Origin of the sequence: Phenylobacterium sp. VNQ135, from assembly GCF_049445735.1 — a bacterium.
In the GTDB taxonomy this organism is placed as follows: Bacteria; Pseudomonadota; Alphaproteobacteria; order Caulobacterales; family Caulobacteraceae; genus Phenylobacterium.
On record NZ_JBMSDS010000003.1, the window covers coordinates 90,571 to 111,240 of the forward strand.

The following is a 20,670-nucleotide window of genomic DNA, read 5'->3' on the forward strand; positions in this document are numbered from 1 at the left end:
CCGCGCGACAGCGCCGTCGAGGACAAGAATCGAGGACACGTCAGCCCAAGTAAACTATGTCGCCCCGAATGATAGTCGCGGCCACGCGTTCGCATGAGGGTTGAGCCAAGACTTCGCTGAGCGGGGCGTTTAGCAAACACAGGTCCGCCGGGGCCCCAACCCCGATCCGCCGGAGCCTCCGCCCGGGCGCCATTGGATCATCGAGATATAACCCTAGCGCCCGGGCCGCGGAAACCGCCTCACTGCCGCCCAGCAGCTGTCCTCCTGCGCTGAGCCGGTCCATGGCCGATGTTATGCCCACCCACGGATCGGGGCTCGCGTAGGGGGCGTCCGAGCTGGCCGCCACGGGTACGCCGGCAGCCAAGAGGCTGGCGCACCGGTAAAGGTCGGGCCGCTCGTGCGCTGCGACAGTCGTAACGTAGCGGTCGCCGCGCTCGCGGATAAAGGCTGGCTGCGTCACCACGGCGAGGTTCAGTTCCCTCAGTTGGGGAATGGCCTCAATGGGGATGACGCCTCCGTGCTCGACGCGGTCGCCGGGCTCGGCGCCCGCCGCCGTGAACGCCGCCAGGGTCAGTGCGAGTTCCACCGCGGTCACGCAGTGCACTGCCACCTTTCGACCTTGGGTACGCGCGTCGCCGATGCGCGCTACGAAATCGTCGAGGTCGATCAACGCCTGCTCGTCGAGCAGCACCTTGATTGGCCCGACCGCGAATGCCCCGTCGACCGGCATGTCGATCGGGCCGCCGCTCATCACTGTCAGCCGCTGCGGCAGCGCTCCGGTACGACAAGCGTTGGCAAGGTGCGCGGCGGTCGCGGTGTCATTGGTGACGCTGGCGTCGGTCAGCGCCGTTATGCCGTAGGCGGCCAGGCGGGCGCCGATCCGGTCCAGCGGTGGAGGCTCGGCGACGATGCGGGTCCGTAACCACGCATCGCCGCGCCAAATCCGCCCTGTGTCCCGATCCACACCCGGTGGATCGTCACCAACACCGAGGGAGGCCAGGGCTAGGCTGTTGAGTACCCAAAGCGCGCCGGTCTGGTGCTGCAGCCGCAGCGGGTGGCGCGGCGCGAGCCGGTCAAGATCATCCCGAGTCAGTTCTCCGGCCATGGTCTCGTGGTAGCCGAATACCCGAACCCAGGCGCCCACCGGCCGGGTCGCAACGCCAGCCGCGATTCGCTCGGCGAACTGCGATGGCGAGGTCACGCCTTCCAGCGGCACCGACGCTGCGCGGGCGGCGAGGCCGAATAGGTGGATGTGGTGGTCGCATAGCCCCGGGATCAGCGCTCCGCCCCGCCCGTCGATTTCCATGCCGCCGCGCGGAAGCACCGGCGAGATCGCCGCGATCCGCCCGCGCTCAATCCGAACGTCAGACCCGGCGCGCCCGTTCACCTCGACGTTGCGAACGGTCAACATCATTCTGCGCCCACCAATCCCATCGCCGCCGCCGCGCCAGCCGCGCAGGGGGCCAGGCCCGCGTCAACGAAGGCCGCAACGCCGAGAGCGAGGGCCTCCAGCGCGCCTACGGCGGCGGCGAGACCCACCACCGGATCGGCGAGCGCGTCGCCCAGGAAATGCGGCTCCCCCGCCGTCCAGCGCACGAGACCACCGGCCACCGCGGCGTCATCGCCAAACGCCACCCGGCAGCCGTTAGCCCACCCATGGCCGGTGATCCCCACCCAGACCGCGCCCCCCTCCACAATTTCCTGCGGATGAAACCCTAAGGACGCGAATGCCCGCGGCCGTGCGGCCGTGATCACCACGTCCGCCCTCAGGAGAGCTTCGCGCAGGTGAGCGCGGTCGCGAGGATCAGCGAAGTTCAGGGTCATTTCGCGCTTGGCTCGGTTCAGCCGCCGATAGAACTCAGGCGTCGAAATCCGCGTAGGATCGGGACGCGCGGCGCTTTCGTACTTGGTCACTTCGCAGCCTGCGGCCGCCAGGATGGTGCCGCACATAGGACCCGCCCACAGTGCGGAGAGATCGACGACCCGCGGCGGTCCAGATCGTGACCGGGCGGCGCCAGCAATACTCACCGGCGCTTCAGGCCCCGGTCGGGTATACTCGCCGAGCGAGCTCACCGGCAGCCCCAGGTCGGCGCCGTCCGCGAGCAGTTGCGCCACCGCCCGATCGGGAACCCCACGCTCTACGAGGCGCCAGGCGTCCTGTCCCCACTCACCTTCCAGCCAGGCCGGGACGAGTTCGCGATCCTCCGCGCGGGCGAGATTCACGGCGATCCAGCCGTCCGCGGCGCGCACCAGCCGACAGGCTCGATTGGGAGAACTCCGGGTCGGGGCGTCCAGCGCCAGCAGTCCGGTCCGTTCGGTGACGCCCAGCGCCGCCACGTCGACCCTTGCGCCAAGGCCGGCGCTCACACGTCCGACACGGCCCGCGAGCTCTCCCAAGACGTCCGGGAAGGTCGTCATACCGCCACCTCGTCGACGAGACCCCACGATAGCGCCGTCGCCAGGTCGATGTTGGCGCCTGAGAGCGCCATGTAGCAGGCCCGCTGTCGCCCGATCCGACGGGCAATGGTGGCCGTGCCACCGGCTCCGGGGATCAGCCCCATGGACACTTCAGGCAGGCGGAAGTGCGCGCCGGAGTCGGCCACCACCCGGGCCGCCGCGGCCGGCACCTCTATCCCCGCGCCGACGCAGGCGCCGTGGAGCCGCACCTGTAACCGGTCGCCCAGCGCTCCGGCCAGGCGGGCAGGGGAGCGAAGTGTTCGGATGAGGTGTGCGCAGCCACGATCCGCGGCGGTTCCGAACTCGTCGAGGTCGCCGCCCGCGCTGAAGCAGGGCCCCTCGGCGCTGAGGACCACTGCGGGCGCGTCGGGGTGCGCGAGGGCGAAAGCCAGCGCTTCGGTCAGTTCGTCGCGCATGCGTGCGTCGAACGCGTTTCGCCTCTCTGAGCGCGTCAGGCGAATCGCGATCTCAGCCCCGACCTCCATCGTCACGCGCGGACCGCTGGCGTCGCCCAGCGGCCGAGCCGCATTTGCGCCGCGCCATGCCCTGAAGCCCTCTGCCCCCAGCAGCATCGAATACGCCAGCGATTCCAGCGTGAGCGCATTTTCGAACGGCACATCCAGCGTCATCCGAAATACCTGCCCGCAGACTGCCGCCGCGACCGGCTGGCGCGCCACCGCGGCGTGCAAATCGTCGACCGCCGCATCCAAGCGGTCCTGCGCAATGCCTACAAACGGCGCCGGCGCATTGGGATCGTGGCTCAATAGAACGTCGAACGGCTCCAGCGCGGCGCCGAGCAATGGCCCACCACGCCAGACGCCGACCTGAACCAGGCCGGGCGCCGCCGCCGGCGGTGGCGGATCGCGCCCCAGCACCGTCAGCGCCATCCCAGCGCCGCCGAGTTCGGTCAGGTCCGCGATGAGTCTCACCGCGAGACGACCATCGACAACCCCCTCTCCGGCTGCGCCGGAGCTCCCCCAGGGAGAGCGCGTCTGCAAGCTCCGCCCCCGCTGGGGGAGGTGCTCGCGGGCCGTGGAAAGAGGGTTCTAGGCACGTGAACGAGACGCTCCGGAGCAGCGGCTACGCGGGCGTTCGGCTCATCTCCGCCTTGAGCTGGCGCCGCAGCACCTTGCCCGTCTCGTTATAAGGCAATGCATCGCGGAATTCCCAGACTTCAGGTGTTTTTGATGACCGCAGGCGGGCCCTTACGAAGTCGACGAGCTCCTGCGGCGACGGCTTCGTCGCGCGAGGCACAATGATGGCGGCGACCCTCTCACCCCACTCAGTGTCGGGCAGGCCCAGCACCGCCACGTCGGCCACCGCGGGATGTTCGCGCAGCACGTCCTCGATCTCGCCAGGACTCATGTTCTCACCGCCGCGCACGATCACATCGTCCAGCCGCCCTTCGACGAAGAGGTAGCCCTCCTCGTCCATGAAGCCGCCATCGTTGGTGGCGAACCACCCCTCAGAATCGATCACCTTCTTGGAGGTATACTCGCCCGAGACCTGCTCGCCGCGGACGTAGATCTCGCCCGATTGGTTGGGGCCAAGCACCTCGCCTTCGGGGCCTCGGATCTGCAGCTGCAGCGTCGGCAGCGGCTTGCCGACCGAGCCCAGCCGCTTCTTCACCGCTTCGTCGTCGGAATAGAGGGCCATGCGGTGGTCGTCGGGCCCGAGGATCGAGATCGTCGAGGACGTCTCAGTGAGACCGTAGGCGTTGGCGAAGTCCACGTGCGGCAGAAAGTTCAGCGCGCGCTCGATCACCGGCAGCGGCATGCGCCCACCGCCGTAGCTGATCGCTCGCAGCGACGACAGACGCTCGCCACGCATCTCAAGAACATCGAGGATGCGCCCCAGCATCGTGGGGACCACCATGGCGTGGGTGATCTCCTCGGCCGCGGCGACATCCACCCAGCTCTCAGGCGTGAAGGCGTCCAAGTACACGATGCGGCGCCCCGAATAACAGCAAGTGAGCACCGCCGCGATTCCTGCGATGTGGTACGGCGGCACGCTGATCAGCGCTGCTTCGTAGGGCTCCGAGCCCATGAACTCCACAGTGGAGATCACGTAGCTGGTCAGGTTAGCGTGGCGCAGCATCGCGGCCTTAGGCTCACCCGTGGTACCGCTGGTGAACAGCAGCACGGCGATGTCGTGGTTCACGTTCAAGAATTCAGCGTCCGAAACGCCATGCATGCCGCACGCGGCCTCGAACACGCTTCGGGCGACCACTGCCACGCCCTCCACGAGCCCAACACGCTGAGCCATATCGTCGTCAACGATGGCCACGGAGGGGGCCGTGCGCGCCAGCAGCTTCGACAGATCCGCGTCCGGGAGGCGGTAGTTCAGCGGCGCGAACGGCCGCGCCAGCATACCGGCCGCGAACAGAGCCGCGGGCAGTGCTGGGCCGTTCAGGCCGATGAAGGCAACGTTGGCCCCACCAAGTTGCTCAAGGAACGCGGCACCGTGATGCGCGCGGCGGCGCAATTCGGCAAAGGTCAGGCCCTCGTCGCGACGTCCGAGCGCCAAACGGTGCGGTACGGAGTCCGCCGCCATGTCTAGCAATAGAGCAGTATGCAACAAGCCTCTCCCAGTGAATTGACCGGACAAGGGAGTCCGATTGGCGGTCCCCAGCTGAAAGCTGGTGCGTCAGTCAGAGAGGATGCACGATGGCAGCGCTTCCATATGACTAATCCGAGGAAGGCAGCTTTTTGGCTTCTTTCAGGAGAAGGGGACGGTCGCCGAGCGAGAGCGAACCCGAGCCCGATTTCACGCAGAGCACTTCGATACCCGTTTCCTCATCATAATACCGTTTGCCAACCTGACTTCCTGCGGCGTGCTCGCACGACACGGCCGCGTTCGGCGCAACATGTTCTGCCTCAGTATAGAGGCGCATTGGCGACCCGCCACATTCCAACGACACCGGACCGTTCGGAGGGCGAACGACCACCACGTTGGTGGAGCAGACGCTGCTTTGCCAACGCGATCCGGGTTTTAGCGTCAATAAATGATCCACCGTAATATTCCTGGCCAACCCGAGTTCCATGCTTCCTCTCGCCCCGGTAGGCGCAACCCACAGCGGGAATGGCTGAGAGAACGCCTCACCCTGGCTGCAGATGATATATAGGAATATGTGTTGTCAATGCTCGGGTTCAGGAGAAGGTCCGCCTCCCGATAATTCTTCTAGTTCATCTATATCGATTGTGCCACAGTCCGTCGCATAAGATCGGCAAGGATGGCCCGCATGACCACCACGACGACGGCTCCGCGCGTCGCCCTACAAAACGTGCTCTATGAACGCCTCGGCGCGGTGGCTCGAATCTATCACCACCGGCCAAATGCGCGGAACGCGGAAAACACCGCGTTGCTGGACGAGCTCAACGAAGCCTTCCGAACAGCGGGCGCAGACCCCGAGGTTCGCGTCATCATCCTTGGAGGATCCGGAAGCCATTTCTCCGCCGGCCACGATCTCAAAGAGGCCATGACCGACCGGGCTCACTACACGGTCGAGGAGCGTTGGGACTACGAAGCGGAGCGCTACTTCGGGTACGCGCTCAACATTTGGGACTGTCCCAAGCCGACGATTGCGCAGGTCCAAGGGGCCTGTGTCGCAGGCGCGTTCATGGTTGCCAACATGTGCGACCTCATCGTCGCCTCAGACGATGCGTTCTTTGCCGATCCCGTTTGTCAAACCCTCGCCGCGGCGTCGTGTGAAGTCCTCATCCATCCCTGGGTCATGGGTCTTCGCCGCGCGAAGGAACTCCTGTTTACCGGCGAACGCATGGACGCACAGGAGGCCTATCGCATCGGCATGGTCAATCGCATCGTGCCGACGCCCGACCTCCAAGAGGCCACCCTGGCGCTTGCTGAAAAGATAGCTGCTACGCCGCCGTTCGCGATGAAGCTCCTGAAGCGTTCGCTCAACCGGACCTGGGACGTCCAGGGCCTGCGCAGCGCGCTATCCGCGCACTTTGAGACCCATCAGCTCACGCACGTTACCGACGAGACCAAACAGATCCGTCTTCATGGACCGGGTGCGGCGATCGGGAAGGGCCGAAGCGGGCCTAGTCGGAACCCTCCCCACGCCAACCATGAAAAGTAAGATCATATATACGAACGAGCTTGGAAGTTAAGCTGAACCGGAAGCGGGGAGATGAAATGACGGACGCATGGTCGCCGATGACCAACTATGACACCCGAAGCTATTGGGAAGGGTGCCGCGAGAAAAAGTTGATCATCGCCAGGTGCGGTGACTGCCGCTATTGGATCCATCCCCCGCGCGGCGTTTGTCCGAAATGTTGGTCGGACAACATTGGGTACGAAGAATGCGACGGCGTAGCCAAGGTTTACAGCTACGTCGTCTTGCCTGCGGCCCGCCAGGACAACTCGGGCTCTGACCGCATCACGGTGTGGGCGGAGTTGAACGACCAAGAAAGACTGATTGTCGTGGCCGACATGGTCGGCAGTGCGCCGAACGAGGTCGCCATGGAAGCTCCCTTGGAACTGGCGTGGTCGGAATACCGAGGTCACCCCGTACCGGTTTTCAAACTGAGGGCGGCCGGATGAGTGGTCCAAACCAAAAGATCGCAATCGCGGGTGTCGGGTATTCGAAGCTCGCACGCGACTCCGGCCAATCCATTGGCCATCTTGCCGTGACTGCGGCGCGCGAGGCCATTAGAGATGCGGGACTGACGGCGGACGCAATCGACGGCATCGGTGCCGTCTTTAGCACGGACTTGGCCGGAGTTTGGCCAGCCTACGTCATGGACGGCCTCGATCTCAAGAATATCGTCTGGATGGGGACGAGCACGCCGCCCTCGGCAAACATCATCCTCGACGGGGTGCATGCCGTAGCCTCGGGGGCCTGCACCTATGCCGTTTGCTTTCATGCCAAGTATCGTTGGGACGTAACGGCGCGAGACGCCCGCGCGGACGCGTTACGTCGCTCGCCCCCTATGACCTTTGATCCGACATTCGGAAAAACGCTCACCGAGCCCTGTGCGGCCCCGAACGGCGCGGCCGCGCTGATGCGGCGCCACATGCACCTCTATGGGTCGAAGCGACGGCACTTTGGCATGATCGCCGTGAACAACCGCACCAACGCGCAACTGAACCCGCGCGCCGTCTTCTGCGGTCAACCGTTGTCGATGGACGCGTACATGGCTGCCAAACCAATCGCCGAGCCGTTCACCATACTCGATATGGATGTACCTATTGACGGTGCCATGGCGGTGATTGTCACGACGGCCGAACGAGCCGCCGATCTGAAGCAGCCGGCGGTGATCGTCGATGCCTGCAGCCATATGGCGCTTCCTCAGAGCGACATGGGGTTCCAGCCGTTTGACACGCCGGCGGCTCAACGCCGCCTCCTGGAAAAGCTCTGGTCCAACAGCGGTTGCGGGCCCAAGGACATCGATGTTGCGAATGTCTATGACGGCTTCACGATCCTCACGATGACATGGCTCGAAGCCGCGTTCGCTAGGCCTGGCGAGGGGCCGGGCTTACTGGAGGATGCATGGGACGCGAAGTCCGGAACCCTGCGGTTGTTGGGCCGAATTCCGATGAGCACACACGGTGGCAATCTCAGCGAAGGCCGCGTGCAGGGAATCGGGCACGTCCTCGAGGCGGTCACCCAACTTCGCGGTCACGCCGGACCCCGTCAGGTCCCCGACGCGAAACGCGCCCTCGTGCTGAACGGCACAAACCCTGTGATGTGTGGCATGATCTTGAGCACGCCCGATTGAAACAGTCGTTTCATCCCATGTCTGTGCGGCGGGTTAGATCTTTCGGTTGCGCGTGGGCGGGATCGCGGCGGCGAAGTCCCCGGTGCGCATTCCGACGCGATCGCGCCCACGGTTCCGATTTGATCAACACCAATAATAGGGATGGATCACTTCAAGGGGCGCAGACCATGAGAACCCGGATCTTCCGCCCTGTCGCCAGCTGGTCGTGGACGAAGTCCATCGCCCAGGTTTCGTTCGGGCCGGTGGCGGCGCGACGCTCCTCCCCGCAGCTTCGCCTTTGGGCAGCTGCAGCCCTAAGCCTCTGTAGATCCGATGGGTTTTCTTCATGTTGATTTCCCAGCCTTCGCGGCGAAGCAGGACATGGACGCGTCGATAGCCGTAGCGGACGCGGGTCTGACAGATCTCTCTGATGCGGGCTTCAACGCCGGCCTGCTCGCGGCGGCGGGACTTGTAGTGATAGGTCAAGGTGTCGAATTCCAGCACCCGGCAGGCCCGCCGGATCGACACGCTCCAATCACCACAAACCCCGTCCACCAGCTCGCGTTTGCGAGCAGGCCTCACAGTTTTCGGCGGATGACGTCCTGCAGCATCTCCCGGTCTCGGGACAGATCCCCCACCAGCTTGCGCAGCTTGGCGTTCTCACCCCTCCAGCTGCTTCAGCCGACGCATCCCAGCGGCTGCAGCCCGTCGTACTTCCTCTTCCAGTTGAAGTAACGTCGCCGGGCTGATCCCGACCTTGCGGAAGATGTCCGCCACCGGCACGCCCTCGGCGCCCTGCTTCAGAATGAACGCCTTCTGGGCGTCCGAGAACGTTGAGGCCTTCATCGTCTTCCGCTCCTCCCAGCCAGGAAGGCTACGCGGAAAACTCCAACTTTAAACGGTCGAGTTTCCGGGGATCAGAGCAAAGGTCACCATCGTCGAGACGCCCTGACCGCGCTATAACGATGCCATGACGACCATCAGGGCCGACCGCATCATCGCAATCACGGGCGCCGCCGGCGTCCTGGGCTCCGCCGTGGCGCAGGCTGCGGCGGAGCTTCCGTTTAAGCTCGCTCTCATCGACCACGCCAAGCACTGTCCGGGTCCTGAAGGCGCCTTCGTGCAGACGGGCGTCGACCTGACCGAGGCCGTGCAGGCGGGCGCGGCGATCGACGCCGTGGCCGACAGGCTGGGCGGCCTCGACGTGGTGCTGAACATCGCCGGCGGCTTCCGCTGGGAGCCGATCGAGGGCGGGTCGTACGAGACCTGGCCGCAGCTCTACCGGCTGAACGTGCTGACCGCGGCCAACACCAGCCGCGCCGCCATCCCGCACCTGAAGCGCAGCGCCGCGGGCCGGATCGTCAACGTGGGCTCGGCCGCCGCCCTGAAGGCCGGGATGGGCATGGGTGCCTATGCGGCGTCGAAGGCCGGGGTGCACGCCCTGACACAGGCCCTGGCCGATGAGCTCAAGGGCGATGGCGTCACCGTCAACGCCGTCTTGCCCTCGATCCTGGATACGCCGGCCAACCGCGCCGACATGCCGGACGCGGATGGCTCGGCCTGGGTGGCGCCGAAGGAACTGGCGGCCGTGATGCTGTTCCTGGCCTCCGAGGCGGCGAGCGCTGTCACGGGCGCGCTGCTGCCGGTGACCGGGCGGGTCTGAAGGCGACGCTTGCGCTTCCCCGGACGTCATCCGTGGGGTCTGGACCGATAAGAGGGATTGAACGACACCGCTGACGCGGGACTGGGGTGAGCGCCTGTTTGAGAAGGTGTGGTTGTCGAGGCCTACCCTCAAGACAGGAGCGCCCCAGATGGCCGAGCAGAGCCCTCTGTGCCGACGGATGGTCGAGGACATGACCGACACCTGTAGATGGCGAGGTGAAATTCCCAAGATCGGGCGACTGAAAAATCCCCAATTCAGCGGCAGGCACAGGCGGTCGGCTGTGAGGGGTCGCTCGTGAAATCGCTGATGCTTTCCGCGATGGTCGCGAGGAGAGGGATCGGTGATCGAACTGGCGGAGTTGGTTATGATCCTGAAATGCATCGACAGGGATTGTCGGCGTCGGCGATTGCGCGGTCTCGCGGCGCGGATCGCAAGGCGATCCGGAAATCGTCCCCTCTCCCCGAAGATCCTCAGCTCCGAAAGGTCCCGTCACGGCCCCGCTTACGACTCCTCACGCCGTTAACCGAAGCCATTGCCCTGCATCGCCACACGACCAGTATTGCCAATTCATTTGTATGATCTTAATGATGTGCGCAGACACTGGGTTCGCAGACACGTCGTCGATGCGACCGCACCTTCGGGAGGGTTCTGAGTTGGTTGAACTTGTGGAGCAGATTCGGGTCGTCGACACCGACACTCATGTGATCGAGGCATACGATCTTTGGACATCGAGAATCTCGGTCGCCAAGTACGGAGACCTCGTCCCACAGGTCCGATGGGATGCGGAGGCGGAGCAGGAAGCCTGGTACTTTGGCGGAAAGCGGATTGCTTATGCGGCGGGTTCCTGCATGGCGGGCTGGCACGAGTACGCGCCCGACCGCCCGCGCAAGCTTGCCGAAGCCGATCCGGCGTGCTGGCGCGCTGAAGACCGACTCAAGAAGATGGATGAGACGGGGGTTTATGCTCAAATCCTCTATCCCAACGTCGCGGGCTTCGGCGCTGGGCGGTACCTGACGCTCAACGATCCGGAATTGATGCTGCTTTGTGTGCAAGCGTACAACGATTGGGTGGTCGAATGGGCCGGTATCGCGCCGAAGCGCCTGATCCCGCAGATGGCGATCCCCTTCTGGGATATCCAAGCTTCCATCGCCGAAATGGATCGCGCAACCAAGCTTGGCCATAAAGGAATTGTCCTATGTGGTGCGCCGCAGGACTTTAATCTGCCGAAGCTCAGCGATCCCTATTGGGACCCTTTCTGGGCCGCTGCGCAGGAACGCAATCTCCCCGTAAACTTCCATATCGGCACCGGCGATATGTGGGTCTTCGACATGATGCACGAGAGCGTAGGCAAGCATGCTTCCTTCGCCGCGGTCGCGCCGGTGCTTTTTACGGAAAACATTCAAGTTATCGTGCAGTTGATTTTTGGGGGCATCTGTCATCGTTTCCCCAATCTCAAATTCGTTTCGGTCGAGAGCGGTGCGGGATGGTTGCCTTTCGCGCTGGAGTCCTTCGATTGGCAGTGGCTGAATAGCGGCGTTCACAAGGAACATCCCGAATACAAGCTTCTGCCGAGCGAATTCTTCAAGCGGCAAATCTACGGATCGTACTGGTTCGAGCGGAAGTCCTTGCACAGCGCGCTCGATGCCATTGGCGCTGACAACATCATGTACGAGACGGACTTCCCACATCCGACGAGCATGTCTCCCGGGCCGGCCACGATCGCGACATCGCCGCGCGAATACATTCAGGAGACGCTGGGGGATGTCCCGCGCGACGTCGCGGAAAAGCTCCTCTGGGGCAACGCCGCAAGAGTCTACAACCTCGACTGAGGTCTCCGCGGCGCGATGTCCGGCCGGTGCGGCTTGAGTGACCGCCGGACGTCACCCTTGAATGGATTGGGTCTGCTGGAGACGTCGATGACGAAGGTGATGAGCGGCGTGAGGGTACTTGAGGTCGCAGAATATGCCATGGCCCCGGCTGCGGCGGCGATCATGTCGGATTGGGGAGCTAACGTTCTCAAAATCGAGCACGCCGAAAGAGGCGATCCGATACGCGGGCTGCGAGCATGGGGTGTCGCGCCGGACGTGGGTGGCTTTACCTATCTCTGGGAGCCGTTCAACCGCGGCAAGCGGTCGATGGGCCTCAACATAGCTACGCCGGAGGGGCGAAACATCCTCTTGCGCTTGGCGAAAAACGCCGACGTCTTCATCACCAATTTCCTCCCCGATGCTCGTCGCAACCTGGGAATCGACGTCGCCGACCTTCGCGCCGTCAACCCGAAGATCATCTATGCGCGCGGCTCTGCGCACGGGCCAAAGGGTCCAGAATCGGAGCGTGGCGGGTTCGACGGCCTCACCTACTGGCAACGAAGTGGGGCCGGAGTTTCCGCGATGCCCGCCGACACGACCGACTTGATTACGCTGCCTGCGCCCGCGTTTGGCGACAGCCAGACCGGAACAGCGCTCGCCGCCGGCGTCTCGGCGGCCCTCTTCCATCGGGAGCGGACCGGCGAAGCTCTCGTCGTCGACGTCTCGCTGCTTGCGGCCGGTATGTGGGCAATGCAGGCTTCCATGGTTGGCGCGAATCTGAGCGGTATGCCCGAACTCCCGCATAGTAATCATAGCACTGCGCCTAGTCCGACATCGAACTACTATCGCTGCAGTGACGGTCGTTTCATCGCGCTGTCGATGCTTCAGAGCGATAGGTACTGGGCACGGCTCTGCACGCTGATGGGGCGAGCCGACCTGGCCAACGATCCCCGCTTCTGCACGATCGATAAGCGCGCTGAGAATAACAGGGCCTGCATTCTTGAGCTCGATAGTGTCTTCGAGCAGCACCCATTGCCCTATTGGACTGAAATCTTGGCGCAACAGGAAGGGCAGTGGGCGATCGTGCAAGTGGCGAAAGATCTAAACGAGGATCGGCAGGCCTGGGCTAACGGATACATCCAGACGGTCGATTACGAGGATGGTAGATCTTTGAACCTCGTTTCAACGCCGATCCAATTTGACGAATCTCCGCCGGAGCTGCGGCCGGCTCCAGAGCACGGCGCGCACACGGAAGAGGTGCTGCTGGAGGAGCTCGGCTACGATTGGGATGCAATCCTTGAGCTGAAACAGCAGGGCGTCATCTCTTAGTGGGCCTTATCGCGGGTTCCATTGCCCTCGGCGGTCAGCGCAGGTCAGGTGCGGAGAGCAATTCAGCGAATTCGCGACTCGCCTAAAGCGCGCGCAACCTCTGCGAAGCAACCTGCGCAAGATGATTTCCGGCCTAAGCTCGTTTTGCCGATTTGCACTCCGCAAATCTGCGCGTTGCAAGCTAGGCAAAAAATATATATCAATTATATTATCAGCGAAGTTCGCAACAGCAATAACGTCTCATCCATCAAGGTGGGATCCAAAAGGGGGAAACGTCATGCGGTCGACATTGCGCAAGCTGCCTATCCATAATAAGCGATTGATGCTGGGCTCGGTGACCATTCTGGCGCTCGGGGTCGCCGATATCGCCAACGCTCAAGCGGCTGACCCGGCCGCGTCCAATCAACTGCGGCTGGTTGACGAGGTCGTCGTCACCGCCCGGCGGAGGGAAGAGCGGCTTCAGGACGTCCCCGCCTCTATCGCCTCTGTCTCGGCGGCAACCTTGGCGAGCGCCGGCGTTGACAATGTGTATGGGCTCTCCCAGGTCGCCCCGGGCGTCAATTTCACCGGTTCGGGGACTTCGGTCCTGCCGATCATTCGTGGCGTAAGCTCGACCAACATCTCCGTCGGCGATGAATCCAACGTCGCGATCTACATTGACGGCGTGTACATGTCGCAGACGTTCGCAAATGCGTTCAAGTTCAACAACATTGAACGCATCGAAGTCCTCAAGGGACCCCAGGGCACGCTATTTGGGAGAAACGCAACCGGCGGTGCGATCAGCATTTTCACGAAGGACCCTTCGCCGACGCCGACCGCGAAGTTCTCGATCGGACGCGGCAATCTGGAATCGACCGACGTGGCGGCATATTTCTCCGCGCCCATCGGCGACAATATCGCCTTCGACATCGCGGCCGTGTATCACAACGACGAGGGCTACGTGAAGGACCTCGGTGGTCCAGGCGTCGTTCGCGGTGGGAATCTGGGATACAGCACCTTCTTGGGCTTTCGCGGTAAGGTGGTCTACACGCCGACCGACTGGGCGAAGTTCACGCTGGCCGCCGATTCTACCAGCAGCGAGGATGTGACAACCAATTCCTCCCAAGCACTGAATGGCAATACTGTAGCCAGGGTCCGCTTTCCGACCATCCCGGTCGCTACGGGGCCATACCAATACACTGGCACGGCCAGGCCGATGAATGACACTTCGCAGGACGGCATCAGCCTGAAGGTCGATCTCGATCTCGGTTGGGCGAACTTCGTCTCCATCACCGCCCGCCGTCGCGACCTCATGCACGCGATCAACGACACGGACGGTTCCTTCGCGAGCATTCGGCTATCGGATTCCAAGCAACCGTCACGTTCGGTAACGCAAGAGTTTCAGTTGAGTTCGGCTGCTGACAGCCGCATACAATGGGTCGCTGGCGCTTACTACTTACACAACTACACGGGATATAAACCCCTAACATTCACTCCTGCGGCCGCAGTCATTGACAGTAATCTGAAGACGGATGCCTGGGCTGGATTCGGTGAATTGACCGTGGAGACTTTGGAGAATTTTACAGTCACAGCCGGACTCCGGTATAGTTACGAGGAAAAAAACGCCTTCGGAACGATTGGCAGCGCCCCTAAGCGCAACTTCAAGGAATCGTGGGACGACTGGACACCGCGCATTATCGCAAAGTACGAAATTCCGGGAATAGCGAACATCTATGGATCCTACAGCAAAGGCTTCAAGAGCGGGCAGCTGAATAGTTCCACCTTGGATGGCATCCCGGTTCGTCCGGAATATCTGGACGCGGTCGAGGTTGGCGTGAAGTCGCTCTGGTCAGGCCCTTGGCGGGGGACGGCGACGGTCTACAACTACGACTACAAAGACATTCAAACCGCCGCTCGGCCTGCGAACTCTGCCGTCACCATTCTTACAAACGCAGCTAAGGCGAGCATTCGTGGCGCCGAATTCACTGTGAACGGGCGGGTCACGAACGAGCTGACGGTGGATTTCGGACTGACTTATACGGATAGCAAGTACGACAGTTTCCCCAACGCAAACGTTACGATACCGACCACGCAGGTGAACCCCACGCCAGCGACAGCTTGTGTGTCGGGAACGGGTGCCGCCGTCGGTGGAAATCGCGCCCTGATCTGCGACGTCACGGGAAACCGTGTGATCCGCACCCCGAAGTGGACGACCAATGCGTCGGCGCGATACGAGCGGCCGCTTGCGGTTGGGACGCTGGACGCCTACGCCAGCATTCTGCTCAGCGACTCGTTCTTTTTCGATCCGCTCAATCGTCTTAAGCAATCGGCCTACACGGTTGTGAACGGTGAAATCGGCTGGACTGCGCCGGATAATCGGACGCGGGTATCCGTTTGGGGCAATAACTTGACAGACGAGGTCTACTTCCGGGTTGTGAGCACAAGCGGCAACGCCGATTGGGTTAACTATGCAAGCCCGCGCACCTATGGTGTGCGACTGGCCTACACCTACTGATCTTAGGTCCGCCCCGGCGAGCTCGAGCAGCCAACTGCTCGAGCTCGCGACGTCAGCTCTGCCGGGTGCGCCGCCGGGCGCGTCTGGTCTGCTAAGGCCGGCCGTCCGGCCAGCGTAGCGGCTCACCGATCTTTTCCGGCCAGAGGCGGGCGAAATGCGCGTCGATATGATCTATGTGGTCACGCATGAACTTGCGCGCGAGGATCGGGTCCCCGTCGATAATCGCTTTGGCGATGCCTGAGTGATCCGCGTACAGAGCGCCCCTCGAGAGGTCCGGTAGGTTTTTGGCGACGTACTGGGCGGCGATCCCGGCGATTGAGCGGATCGAAAGGGCCAGCACACGGTTCGAGGCGAGTTCCGCCACCTCGGTATGGAATCCTGCGGCGCCCCCGCGGATGCTGTCTCGTTCACAGCAGACTTGTTGATCAAGGTAGGGCTCCATGATCTCGCGAACCCTGTCACGGTCCGGATTTTGCGCCGCCCGCTCGGCCAACATGCCTTCGGTGTCACGCCACGCCTCGGTCAACTCGCGGTACGTCGCGCCCATGAGATGGAGGTAAAGCGTAAGGGTGTCGCCCAGCTTTTCAGTTGAGACAGCGCCAACCACTGTGCCTGCGCCTGGTCCCGGCCTGATCGAGATCAGACCTTGAAACTCCAGAAGCCGCAGCGCTTCGCGAACCGTCGGGCGACTGAAGCCGTACTTCACGACCATCTCGCTTTCGGATGGAAGCTTGGCCCCCGCTGAAAGGCCGCGCGCGGCGATGTCACGCACGATTTCTAGGGCGACGATCTCTCCGGATTTCATCGATCGTCTAGGCCGACTGAAGTTCATCTGGCTGTTCCTATGGCCGTGATTGCTGGCCGCTTTCCTGAGACGCCTGAGGGGCGGCGAATCTCGCCGCTGCATCGAGGCAGGGTAGGACGATATACGCGCGTGGCGACCTAGCGAAGCGGCAGGTTGTGGCGACACGTGGCGGAAGCCCATTTTCAACGCTCGAGATAATCCGATTGACATCCTGTATCGGGTCGAAGCTAGATGATATATATGAATATGATGTTCCCGCGGGCTTGATGTAATGGATCTCGATCTTAATCAAGATCAGACTGATCAGTCGCAAGCCGTCGAAAGGCTTTTTGCCGAAGCTTCGCGCGATTGCGACCCTGTTGCGGCGGCCGAGCGATCATGGGCTTCGCTCATTGCCGGCGGCTGGCCCTCTATCGCTATTCCGGAGGCGCGCGGGGGCTATGGTGGGTCGGCGCTTGAGGCCGGGCTAATCATGCGCGCCGCAGGCCGTCATGCCTTGGTCACGCCGTTCCTCTCCAGCATTTTACTCGGCGCGCGGGCCTTGGCGCACTTGCCTCGCAGCGCCGACGCAGATGCGGCGCTCGATGCTGCGCTTGGGGGTCATGCGTCGTTGTCGTTTGCCCACCAGGAAGGCGAGGCTATCAACCCACCCGTCTCCAGCGTCCAGGCTGTCCCAGGGCCGGGTGGCTGGAGGCTCGTTGGACGCAAACACGCCGTGTTGGGCGCCTGCAAAGCGGCCTGGCTCGTGGTCTCGGCCTCCATCGCGACCCCGACGGGAGCCCAGCCGGGCGTTTTCCTCCTTCCCGCGCGGCATGACGGCGTGCGCATGGAGTCCTGGCAGTCGCTTCGCGGCGAAGATGTCGCGGATTTGAAGCTCGAAATCGAGGTCCAGGCCGGAGCATGTCTTCTGCAGGGGGAAGCCGCCAGAGAACTGATGTCGCGTATCGCCGATGAAGGCGTGATCTGTCTGTGTTGGGAAGCCTTGGGTGCAGCGACGGCCCTGCTCAAGCATACGGTGGAGTACGTAACGTTCCGCCGACAGTTCGGCCGCCCCATATCGGAATTCCAGACCGTCCAACACCGTCTCGCTGAAATGGCCGTCCTCGTGGAGGAAGGCCAAGCTATCGCCGAACTCGCGAGCCTGAAGATCGACACCCAGCAGCGCTCGATGATGGTCTCCGCCGCCAAGGTCAAGATTGGGCGTATCGCCCGCTTCATCGCCGAGACGTCGGTGCAGCTACACGGTGGCATTGGGGTGACGGAGGAATTGTACGTCGCCCGTTACTTCCGGCTGCTCACAGCCTTCCAAGCGACGTTCGGAACGGCCGACCGGCATCTTGCTCGTTATGCCGCAGCCACGATCCCCGCGCGGAGCTACGCGCAAAGCGCTATCTTGAGCTGACTAACACATGGATATCGTTCTCGACGAAGCAACCTTGGCGTTCCGACGCGAAGTGCAGGCTTTCCTCAGTGATGAGCTCACGGAGGAGCTCCGACGCGGTCAGGCCCTGACAACTGGCCTCTATCCGCCCCCCAAGGTCTCGCAGCCCTGGCAACGAAAGCTTGCAGCGCGGGGCTGGATGGCGCCGCTCTGGCCGCAGGAGTTTGGCGGTGCAGGATGGACCCCCCTGCAGCGGTTCATCTTTGAATCTGAGTGCGCGCTCGCTGGCGCGCCCCTCGTCCATCCCATGGGGGTGCGTCTGCTGGGGCCTGTATTGATTCGCTTCGGCACCCCCGAGCAGAAGGCCCACTACCTGCCGCGCATACTTCGAAGTGAGGACTATTGGTGCCAAGGGTATTCGGAACCCGCCGCTGGATCGGATCTGACATCGTTGCAGACATCGGCCAGGTCCGACGGGGACTCGTATGTCGTAAATGGCAGCAAGATTTGGACGACCCACGCGCACTATGCGAACAAAATGTTTATGCTCGTGCGCACAAGCAATATTGGCAGACCCCGTGACGGAATTTCCTTTCTACTCGTCGATTTGGATGCGCCTGGCATCACAGTTCGACCCATTGTTTCGATGAGCGGCGAACATGAACTCAACCAAGTCTTTTTCGATAACGTGCGGATTGCAAAGGAAAATCTAGTCGGGAACGAGAACGGCGGCTGGGCTTGTGCGCAGTACCTTCTCGAATTCGAAAGGGGCGCCGGGCTATTCAGCGCCAGATTGCGCTCAAGCCTCACGCGGTTGCGCGCCGTGATCGATGAGTTCGCGGAAGGCGGCGTCTCGCCCCTGGACGATCCCACAAACGCCGCGCGCTTCGCCGAAGTTGCGATCGACCTGGACACGTTCGAGATGCTTGAGCTTCGGTCTCTCGACGGCATGCGCCAGGGTGAGAGATCTCCCGCCTTGCCGTCCATCCTGAAGTTGCGCGCCAGCCGAATGAAGCAAGCTGTGGCGGAACTCGGCATGACGTTGCTCGGTCGTCGCGCCGCGCGCTGGCATTCATCTCTCGAGTGCGACACCAACAGTTTTGCCGACACGGCCGTCTCCGAATATCTCAACAGCCGCGCCTACACGATCTTCGGCGGCTCCTCTGAAGTTCAGCTCGGCCTTATTGCGCGACAATTCGTGTGATTAATACAATTTCCTGATGGCGATATTGGGCGAGGAATAGCAGTCCGCGATCCTTTATTCTCATTCTACATCAATAATAAGACCAATTTGCCGGCGAGACGACTGGCCTGTATTTTAAGATGTGGCGGCATCACAGTCTAGGGCGGAAAGATGAACCGTGGAATGATATACGTGAGCTGCTTCCTCATAGCGCTCATGGAAGGTTTTGACTCGCAGATCATGGCGTTGGCGGTTCCGCAAATGGCAGGTGCCTGGGGCAAGCCGGCGCATGAGTTTGCCATCGTATTCTCCGCCGCCGGACTGGGGATGGCGTTCGGCGCGACGGCGGTGGGCTATCTCGCCGATCGGTTTGGCCGGCGTTGGGCGCTGATTTGGTCCATGCTGGCGCTGGGCGTGCTAACCTTCGCCATCATAGGAATTCACAGCTTAAGCCTGCTCGTACTATTGCGGTTTCTGGGCGGCATCTGTCTGGGCGGCATACTGGTGAACGTCATTGCGATCGCTGGGGATGTAAGCGCGCCGGAAACGCGCCTGCGAAACACCTTGCTCACCTACACGGGCGCTCCCTCCGGCGCTCTTCTGGGCTCGCTTGTGGGCGGCTATCTCTTTCGGTTCTCGGACTGGCGACTGATATTCATCGTCGGCGGGGCGATGGCACTATCTTGCATTATCTTGCCATTGGCGTTCCTGCCCACCGGCAAGCCAGCCTGTGGACCGCTCAGTGGGGATGAGCCCAACAACACGGGGCCGTTAGTGTTGTTCTCGGACACATACCGCAACCGAGCCTTAGCGCATTGCGCAGCCGAGTTGCTCGCCGTCATGGGGATCACCCTCCTGGCGAGCTGGCTACCGACCATCATGGCCGAGGCCACAGGGTCCGTGGCGACGGCGTCGTTGTTCACTTCGCTCGTCTACCTTGGTGCGATCGTCGGGGTCGTCGGCTTGGCGCCTTTCCTCAATCTCGTCGGCCCTAAACGGCTTCTGGCTGGGATCTTCTTCATCGCTGGTGCGGTGTGTGTGCTGCTGAACGCCGCGATAGGGCATTCGGAGGCTCTCACGGTGGCGTACCTGACCGTTCTCGGCGTGGGCGTGATCGGCGGCCAGGTCGCGCTTCACTCGCTCGGCGCGACCCTTTACCCGGCGCATATCCGTGGCACGGGCGTGGGTCTGGCTCTCGCCGTAGGCCGGGTTGGCGCGTTGACGGGCCCGATCATTGGAGGGGCCGTGTTGGCGACGGCGAGCGCGAAGGGATCGATCTTCCTGGTCCTGAGCGGCATCGTCCTTGCGGCCGCGTGCGCGGTCGCGGTGTTGGACTACGTGACGCGACGCGACAGCCTTGAACTCACCTAAAGCCGGTGCCGCGTGCGCGCCCCGCGTCGGTATGTCGACGAGCTCGAGCGTGTGTCCTCGCAACTGACCCGCCTGAATCAGTGCTCTGATCCCCGGAAACTCGACCGTTTAAAGTTGGAGTTTTCCGCGTAGCCTTCCTGGCTGGGAGGAGCGGAAGACGATGAAGGCCTCAACGTTCTCGGACGCCCAGAAGGCGTTCATTCTGAAGCAGGGCGCCGAGGGCGTGCCGGTGGCGGACATCTTCCGCAAGGCCGGGATCAGCCCGGCGACGTTACTTCAACTGGAAGAGGAAGTACGACGGGCTGCAGCCGCTGGGATGCGTCGGCTGAAGCAGCTGGAGGGGTGAGAACGCCAAGCTGCGCAAGCTGGTGGGGGATCTGTCCCGAGACCGGGAGATGCTGCAGGACGTCATCCGCCGAAAACTGTGAGGCCTGCTCGCAAACGCGAGCTGGTGGACGG

The 20,670-nt window shown here is 62.7% G+C and carries 19 protein-coding genes; 11 read left to right on the forward strand and 8 right to left on the reverse strand.

Translation table 11 applies throughout. From position 1 onward, the window contains the following. Positions 1–40 precede the first annotated feature (40 nt). From ACO2Q0_RS11605 to ACO2Q0_RS11625, 5 genes are all read right to left on the reverse strand, one after another. On the reverse strand, positions 41–1,414 hold the full coding sequence (locus ACO2Q0_RS11605; RefSeq protein WP_423351685.1) for an amidohydrolase family protein: 1,374 nt from the start codon (positions 1,412–1,414) through the stop codon (positions 41–43). Next, on the reverse strand, positions 1,411–2,418 hold the full coding sequence (locus ACO2Q0_RS11610; protein WP_423351686.1) for a CoA transferase: 1,008 nt from the start codon (positions 2,416–2,418) through the stop codon (positions 1,411–1,413). The genes ACO2Q0_RS11605 and ACO2Q0_RS11610 overlap by 4 nt, the downstream gene beginning before the upstream one ends. Next, a complete protein-coding gene (locus tag ACO2Q0_RS11615) occupies positions 2,415–3,386 on the reverse strand; it encodes an enoyl-CoA hydratase/isomerase family protein (RefSeq protein WP_423351687.1) in 972 nt (323 codons plus the stop codon). Before ACO2Q0_RS11615 ends, ACO2Q0_RS11610 begins: the two co-directional genes overlap by 4 nt. 151 nt (positions 3,387–3,537) lie before the next feature. Next, positions 3,538–5,010: a class I adenylate-forming enzyme family protein gene (locus ACO2Q0_RS11620; protein ID WP_423351688.1), complete on the reverse strand. Its 1,473-nt coding sequence runs from the start codon at positions 5,008–5,010 to the stop codon at positions 3,538–3,540. A 133-nt stretch (positions 5,011–5,143) separates the two neighbouring features. Further along, positions 5,144–5,500 (reverse strand): hypothetical protein, encoded by a 357-nt coding sequence (locus tag ACO2Q0_RS11625; protein WP_423351689.1) that lies wholly within the window; start codon positions 5,498–5,500, stop codon positions 5,144–5,146. 198 nt (positions 5,501–5,698) lie between these two features. On the opposite strand from ACO2Q0_RS11625, the gene ACO2Q0_RS11630 reads away from it, so the two are divergent. From ACO2Q0_RS11630 to ACO2Q0_RS11640, 3 genes are read left to right on the forward strand one after another with little or no spacing between them, the layout of a single operon-like run. After that, the gene (locus ACO2Q0_RS11630) at positions 5,699–6,556 is read left to right on the forward strand and encodes an enoyl-CoA hydratase (RefSeq protein ID WP_423351690.1); all 858 of its coding nucleotides are present in this window, start codon (positions 5,699–5,701) and stop codon (positions 6,554–6,556) included. Between the two features lie 56 nt (positions 6,557–6,612). Then, positions 6,613–7,020: a Zn-ribbon domain-containing OB-fold protein gene (locus ACO2Q0_RS11635; protein ID WP_423351691.1), complete on the forward strand. Its 408-nt coding sequence runs from the start codon at positions 6,613–6,615 to the stop codon at positions 7,018–7,020. Beyond that, complete coding sequence (locus ACO2Q0_RS11640; RefSeq protein ID WP_423351692.1) at positions 7,017–8,198, forward strand: thiolase family protein; 1,182 nt, start codon at positions 7,017–7,019, stop codon at positions 8,196–8,198. The genes ACO2Q0_RS11635 and ACO2Q0_RS11640 overlap by 4 nt, the downstream gene beginning before the upstream one ends. A gap of 123 nt (positions 8,199–8,321) precedes the next feature. Here the strand turns inward: ACO2Q0_RS11640 and ACO2Q0_RS11645 are convergent, their stop codons facing one another. After that, positions 8,322–8,759: an IS3 family transposase gene (locus tag ACO2Q0_RS11645; protein ID WP_423351693.1), complete on the reverse strand. Its 438-nt coding sequence runs from the start codon at positions 8,757–8,759 to the stop codon at positions 8,322–8,324. Positions 8,760–8,837: 78 nt separating this feature from the next. Then, positions 8,838–9,023, reverse strand: coding sequence for a transposase (locus ACO2Q0_RS11650; protein ID WP_423351694.1), 186 nt, complete (start codon positions 9,021–9,023; stop codon positions 8,838–8,840). Positions 9,024–9,147: 124 nt separating this feature from the next. On the opposite strand from ACO2Q0_RS11650, the gene ACO2Q0_RS11655 reads away from it, so the two are divergent. The 4 genes from ACO2Q0_RS11655 to ACO2Q0_RS11670 all read left to right on the forward strand — a co-directional run bounded on the left by ACO2Q0_RS11655 (position 9,148) and on the right by ACO2Q0_RS11670 (position 15,471). Then, on the forward strand, positions 9,148–9,840 hold the full coding sequence (locus ACO2Q0_RS11655) for an SDR family NAD(P)-dependent oxidoreductase (RefSeq protein WP_423351695.1): 693 nt from the start codon (positions 9,148–9,150) through the stop codon (positions 9,838–9,840). A 653-nt stretch (positions 9,841–10,493) separates the two neighbouring features. Continuing rightward, positions 10,494–11,669: an amidohydrolase family protein gene (locus tag ACO2Q0_RS11660; RefSeq protein WP_423351696.1), complete on the forward strand. Its 1,176-nt coding sequence runs from the start codon at positions 10,494–10,496 to the stop codon at positions 11,667–11,669. 87 nt (positions 11,670–11,756) lie between these two features. Continuing rightward, positions 11,757–12,977: a CaiB/BaiF CoA transferase family protein gene (locus ACO2Q0_RS11665; RefSeq protein ID WP_423351697.1), complete on the forward strand. Its 1,221-nt coding sequence runs from the start codon at positions 11,757–11,759 to the stop codon at positions 12,975–12,977. Positions 12,978–13,254: 277 nt separating this feature from the next. Beyond that, the gene (locus ACO2Q0_RS11670) at positions 13,255–15,471 is read left to right on the forward strand and encodes a TonB-dependent receptor (protein ID WP_423351698.1); all 2,217 of its coding nucleotides are present in this window, start codon (positions 13,255–13,257) and stop codon (positions 15,469–15,471) included. Positions 15,472–15,562: 91 nt separating this feature from the next. On the opposite strand, the gene ACO2Q0_RS11675 is transcribed toward ACO2Q0_RS11670, so the two are convergent. Beyond that, the gene (locus ACO2Q0_RS11675; protein WP_423351699.1) at positions 15,563–16,276 is read right to left on the reverse strand and encodes a FadR/GntR family transcriptional regulator; all 714 of its coding nucleotides are present in this window, start codon (positions 16,274–16,276) and stop codon (positions 15,563–15,565) included. A gap of 271 nt (positions 16,277–16,547) precedes the next feature. Here ACO2Q0_RS11675 and ACO2Q0_RS11680 point away from each other — a divergent pair, with 271 nt between their 5' ends. From ACO2Q0_RS11680 to ACO2Q0_RS11695, 4 genes are all read left to right on the forward strand, one after another. Continuing rightward, positions 16,548–17,678 (forward strand): acyl-CoA dehydrogenase family protein, encoded by a 1,131-nt coding sequence (locus ACO2Q0_RS11680; RefSeq protein ID WP_423351700.1) that lies wholly within the window; start codon positions 16,548–16,550, stop codon positions 17,676–17,678. A 7-nt stretch (positions 17,679–17,685) separates the two neighbouring features. Continuing rightward, positions 17,686–18,861: an acyl-CoA dehydrogenase family protein gene (locus tag ACO2Q0_RS11685; protein WP_423351701.1), complete on the forward strand. Its 1,176-nt coding sequence runs from the start codon at positions 17,686–17,688 to the stop codon at positions 18,859–18,861. Positions 18,862–19,023: 162 nt separating this feature from the next. Beyond that, positions 19,024–20,211, forward strand: coding sequence for an MFS transporter (locus tag ACO2Q0_RS11690; RefSeq protein WP_423352262.1), 1,188 nt, complete (start codon positions 19,024–19,026; stop codon positions 20,209–20,211). Positions 20,212–20,371: 160 nt separating this feature from the next. Then, a complete protein-coding gene (locus ACO2Q0_RS11695; RefSeq protein WP_423351702.1) occupies positions 20,372–20,557 on the forward strand; it encodes a transposase in 186 nt (61 codons plus the stop codon). Positions 20,558–20,670: the final 113 nt, after the last annotated feature.

Excerpts from the sequence above, each read along its gene's own strand:
- ACO2Q0_RS11605 (WP_423351685.1), bottom strand. The coding sequence starts at position 1,414 with ATGATGTTGACCGTTCGCAACGTCGAGGTGAACGGGCGCGCCGGGTCT.
- ACO2Q0_RS11610 (WP_423351686.1), bottom strand. The coding sequence starts at position 2,418 with ATGACGACCTTCCCGGACGTCTTGGGAGAGCTCGCGGGCCGTGTCGGA.
- ACO2Q0_RS11620 (WP_423351688.1), bottom strand. The coding sequence starts at position 5,010 with ATGGCGGCGGACTCCGTACCGCACCGTTTGGCGCTCGGACGTCGCGAC.
- ACO2Q0_RS11625 (WP_423351689.1), bottom strand. The coding sequence starts at position 5,500 with ATGGAACTCGGGTTGGCCAGGAATATTACGGTGGATCATTTATTGACG.
- ACO2Q0_RS11630 (WP_423351690.1), top strand. The coding sequence starts at position 5,699 with ATGACCACCACGACGACGGCTCCGCGCGTCGCCCTACAAAACGTGCTC.
- ACO2Q0_RS11635 (WP_423351691.1), top strand. The coding sequence starts at position 6,613 with ATGACGGACGCATGGTCGCCGATGACCAACTATGACACCCGAAGCTAT.
- ACO2Q0_RS11640 (WP_423351692.1), top strand. The coding sequence starts at position 7,017 with ATGAGTGGTCCAAACCAAAAGATCGCAATCGCGGGTGTCGGGTATTCG.
- ACO2Q0_RS11650 (WP_423351694.1), bottom strand. The coding sequence starts at position 9,023 with ATGAAGGCCTCAACGTTCTCGGACGCCCAGAAGGCGTTCATTCTGAAG.
- ACO2Q0_RS11655 (WP_423351695.1), top strand. The coding sequence starts at position 9,148 with ATGACGACCATCAGGGCCGACCGCATCATCGCAATCACGGGCGCCGCC.
- ACO2Q0_RS11665 (WP_423351697.1), top strand. The coding sequence starts at position 11,757 with ATGACGAAGGTGATGAGCGGCGTGAGGGTACTTGAGGTCGCAGAATAT.
- ACO2Q0_RS11670 (WP_423351698.1), top strand. The coding sequence starts at position 13,255 with ATGCGGTCGACATTGCGCAAGCTGCCTATCCATAATAAGCGATTGATG.
- ACO2Q0_RS11675 (WP_423351699.1), bottom strand. The coding sequence starts at position 16,276 with ATGAAATCCGGAGAGATCGTCGCCCTAGAAATCGTGCGTGACATCGCC.
- ACO2Q0_RS11680 (WP_423351700.1), top strand. The coding sequence starts at position 16,548 with ATGGATCTCGATCTTAATCAAGATCAGACTGATCAGTCGCAAGCCGTC.
- ACO2Q0_RS11685 (WP_423351701.1), top strand. The coding sequence starts at position 17,686 with ATGGATATCGTTCTCGACGAAGCAACCTTGGCGTTCCGACGCGAAGTG.
- ACO2Q0_RS11690 (WP_423352262.1), top strand. The coding sequence starts at position 19,024 with ATGATATACGTGAGCTGCTTCCTCATAGCGCTCATGGAAGGTTTTGAC.
- ACO2Q0_RS11695 (WP_423351702.1), top strand. The coding sequence starts at position 20,372 with ATGAAGGCCTCAACGTTCTCGGACGCCCAGAAGGCGTTCATTCTGAAG.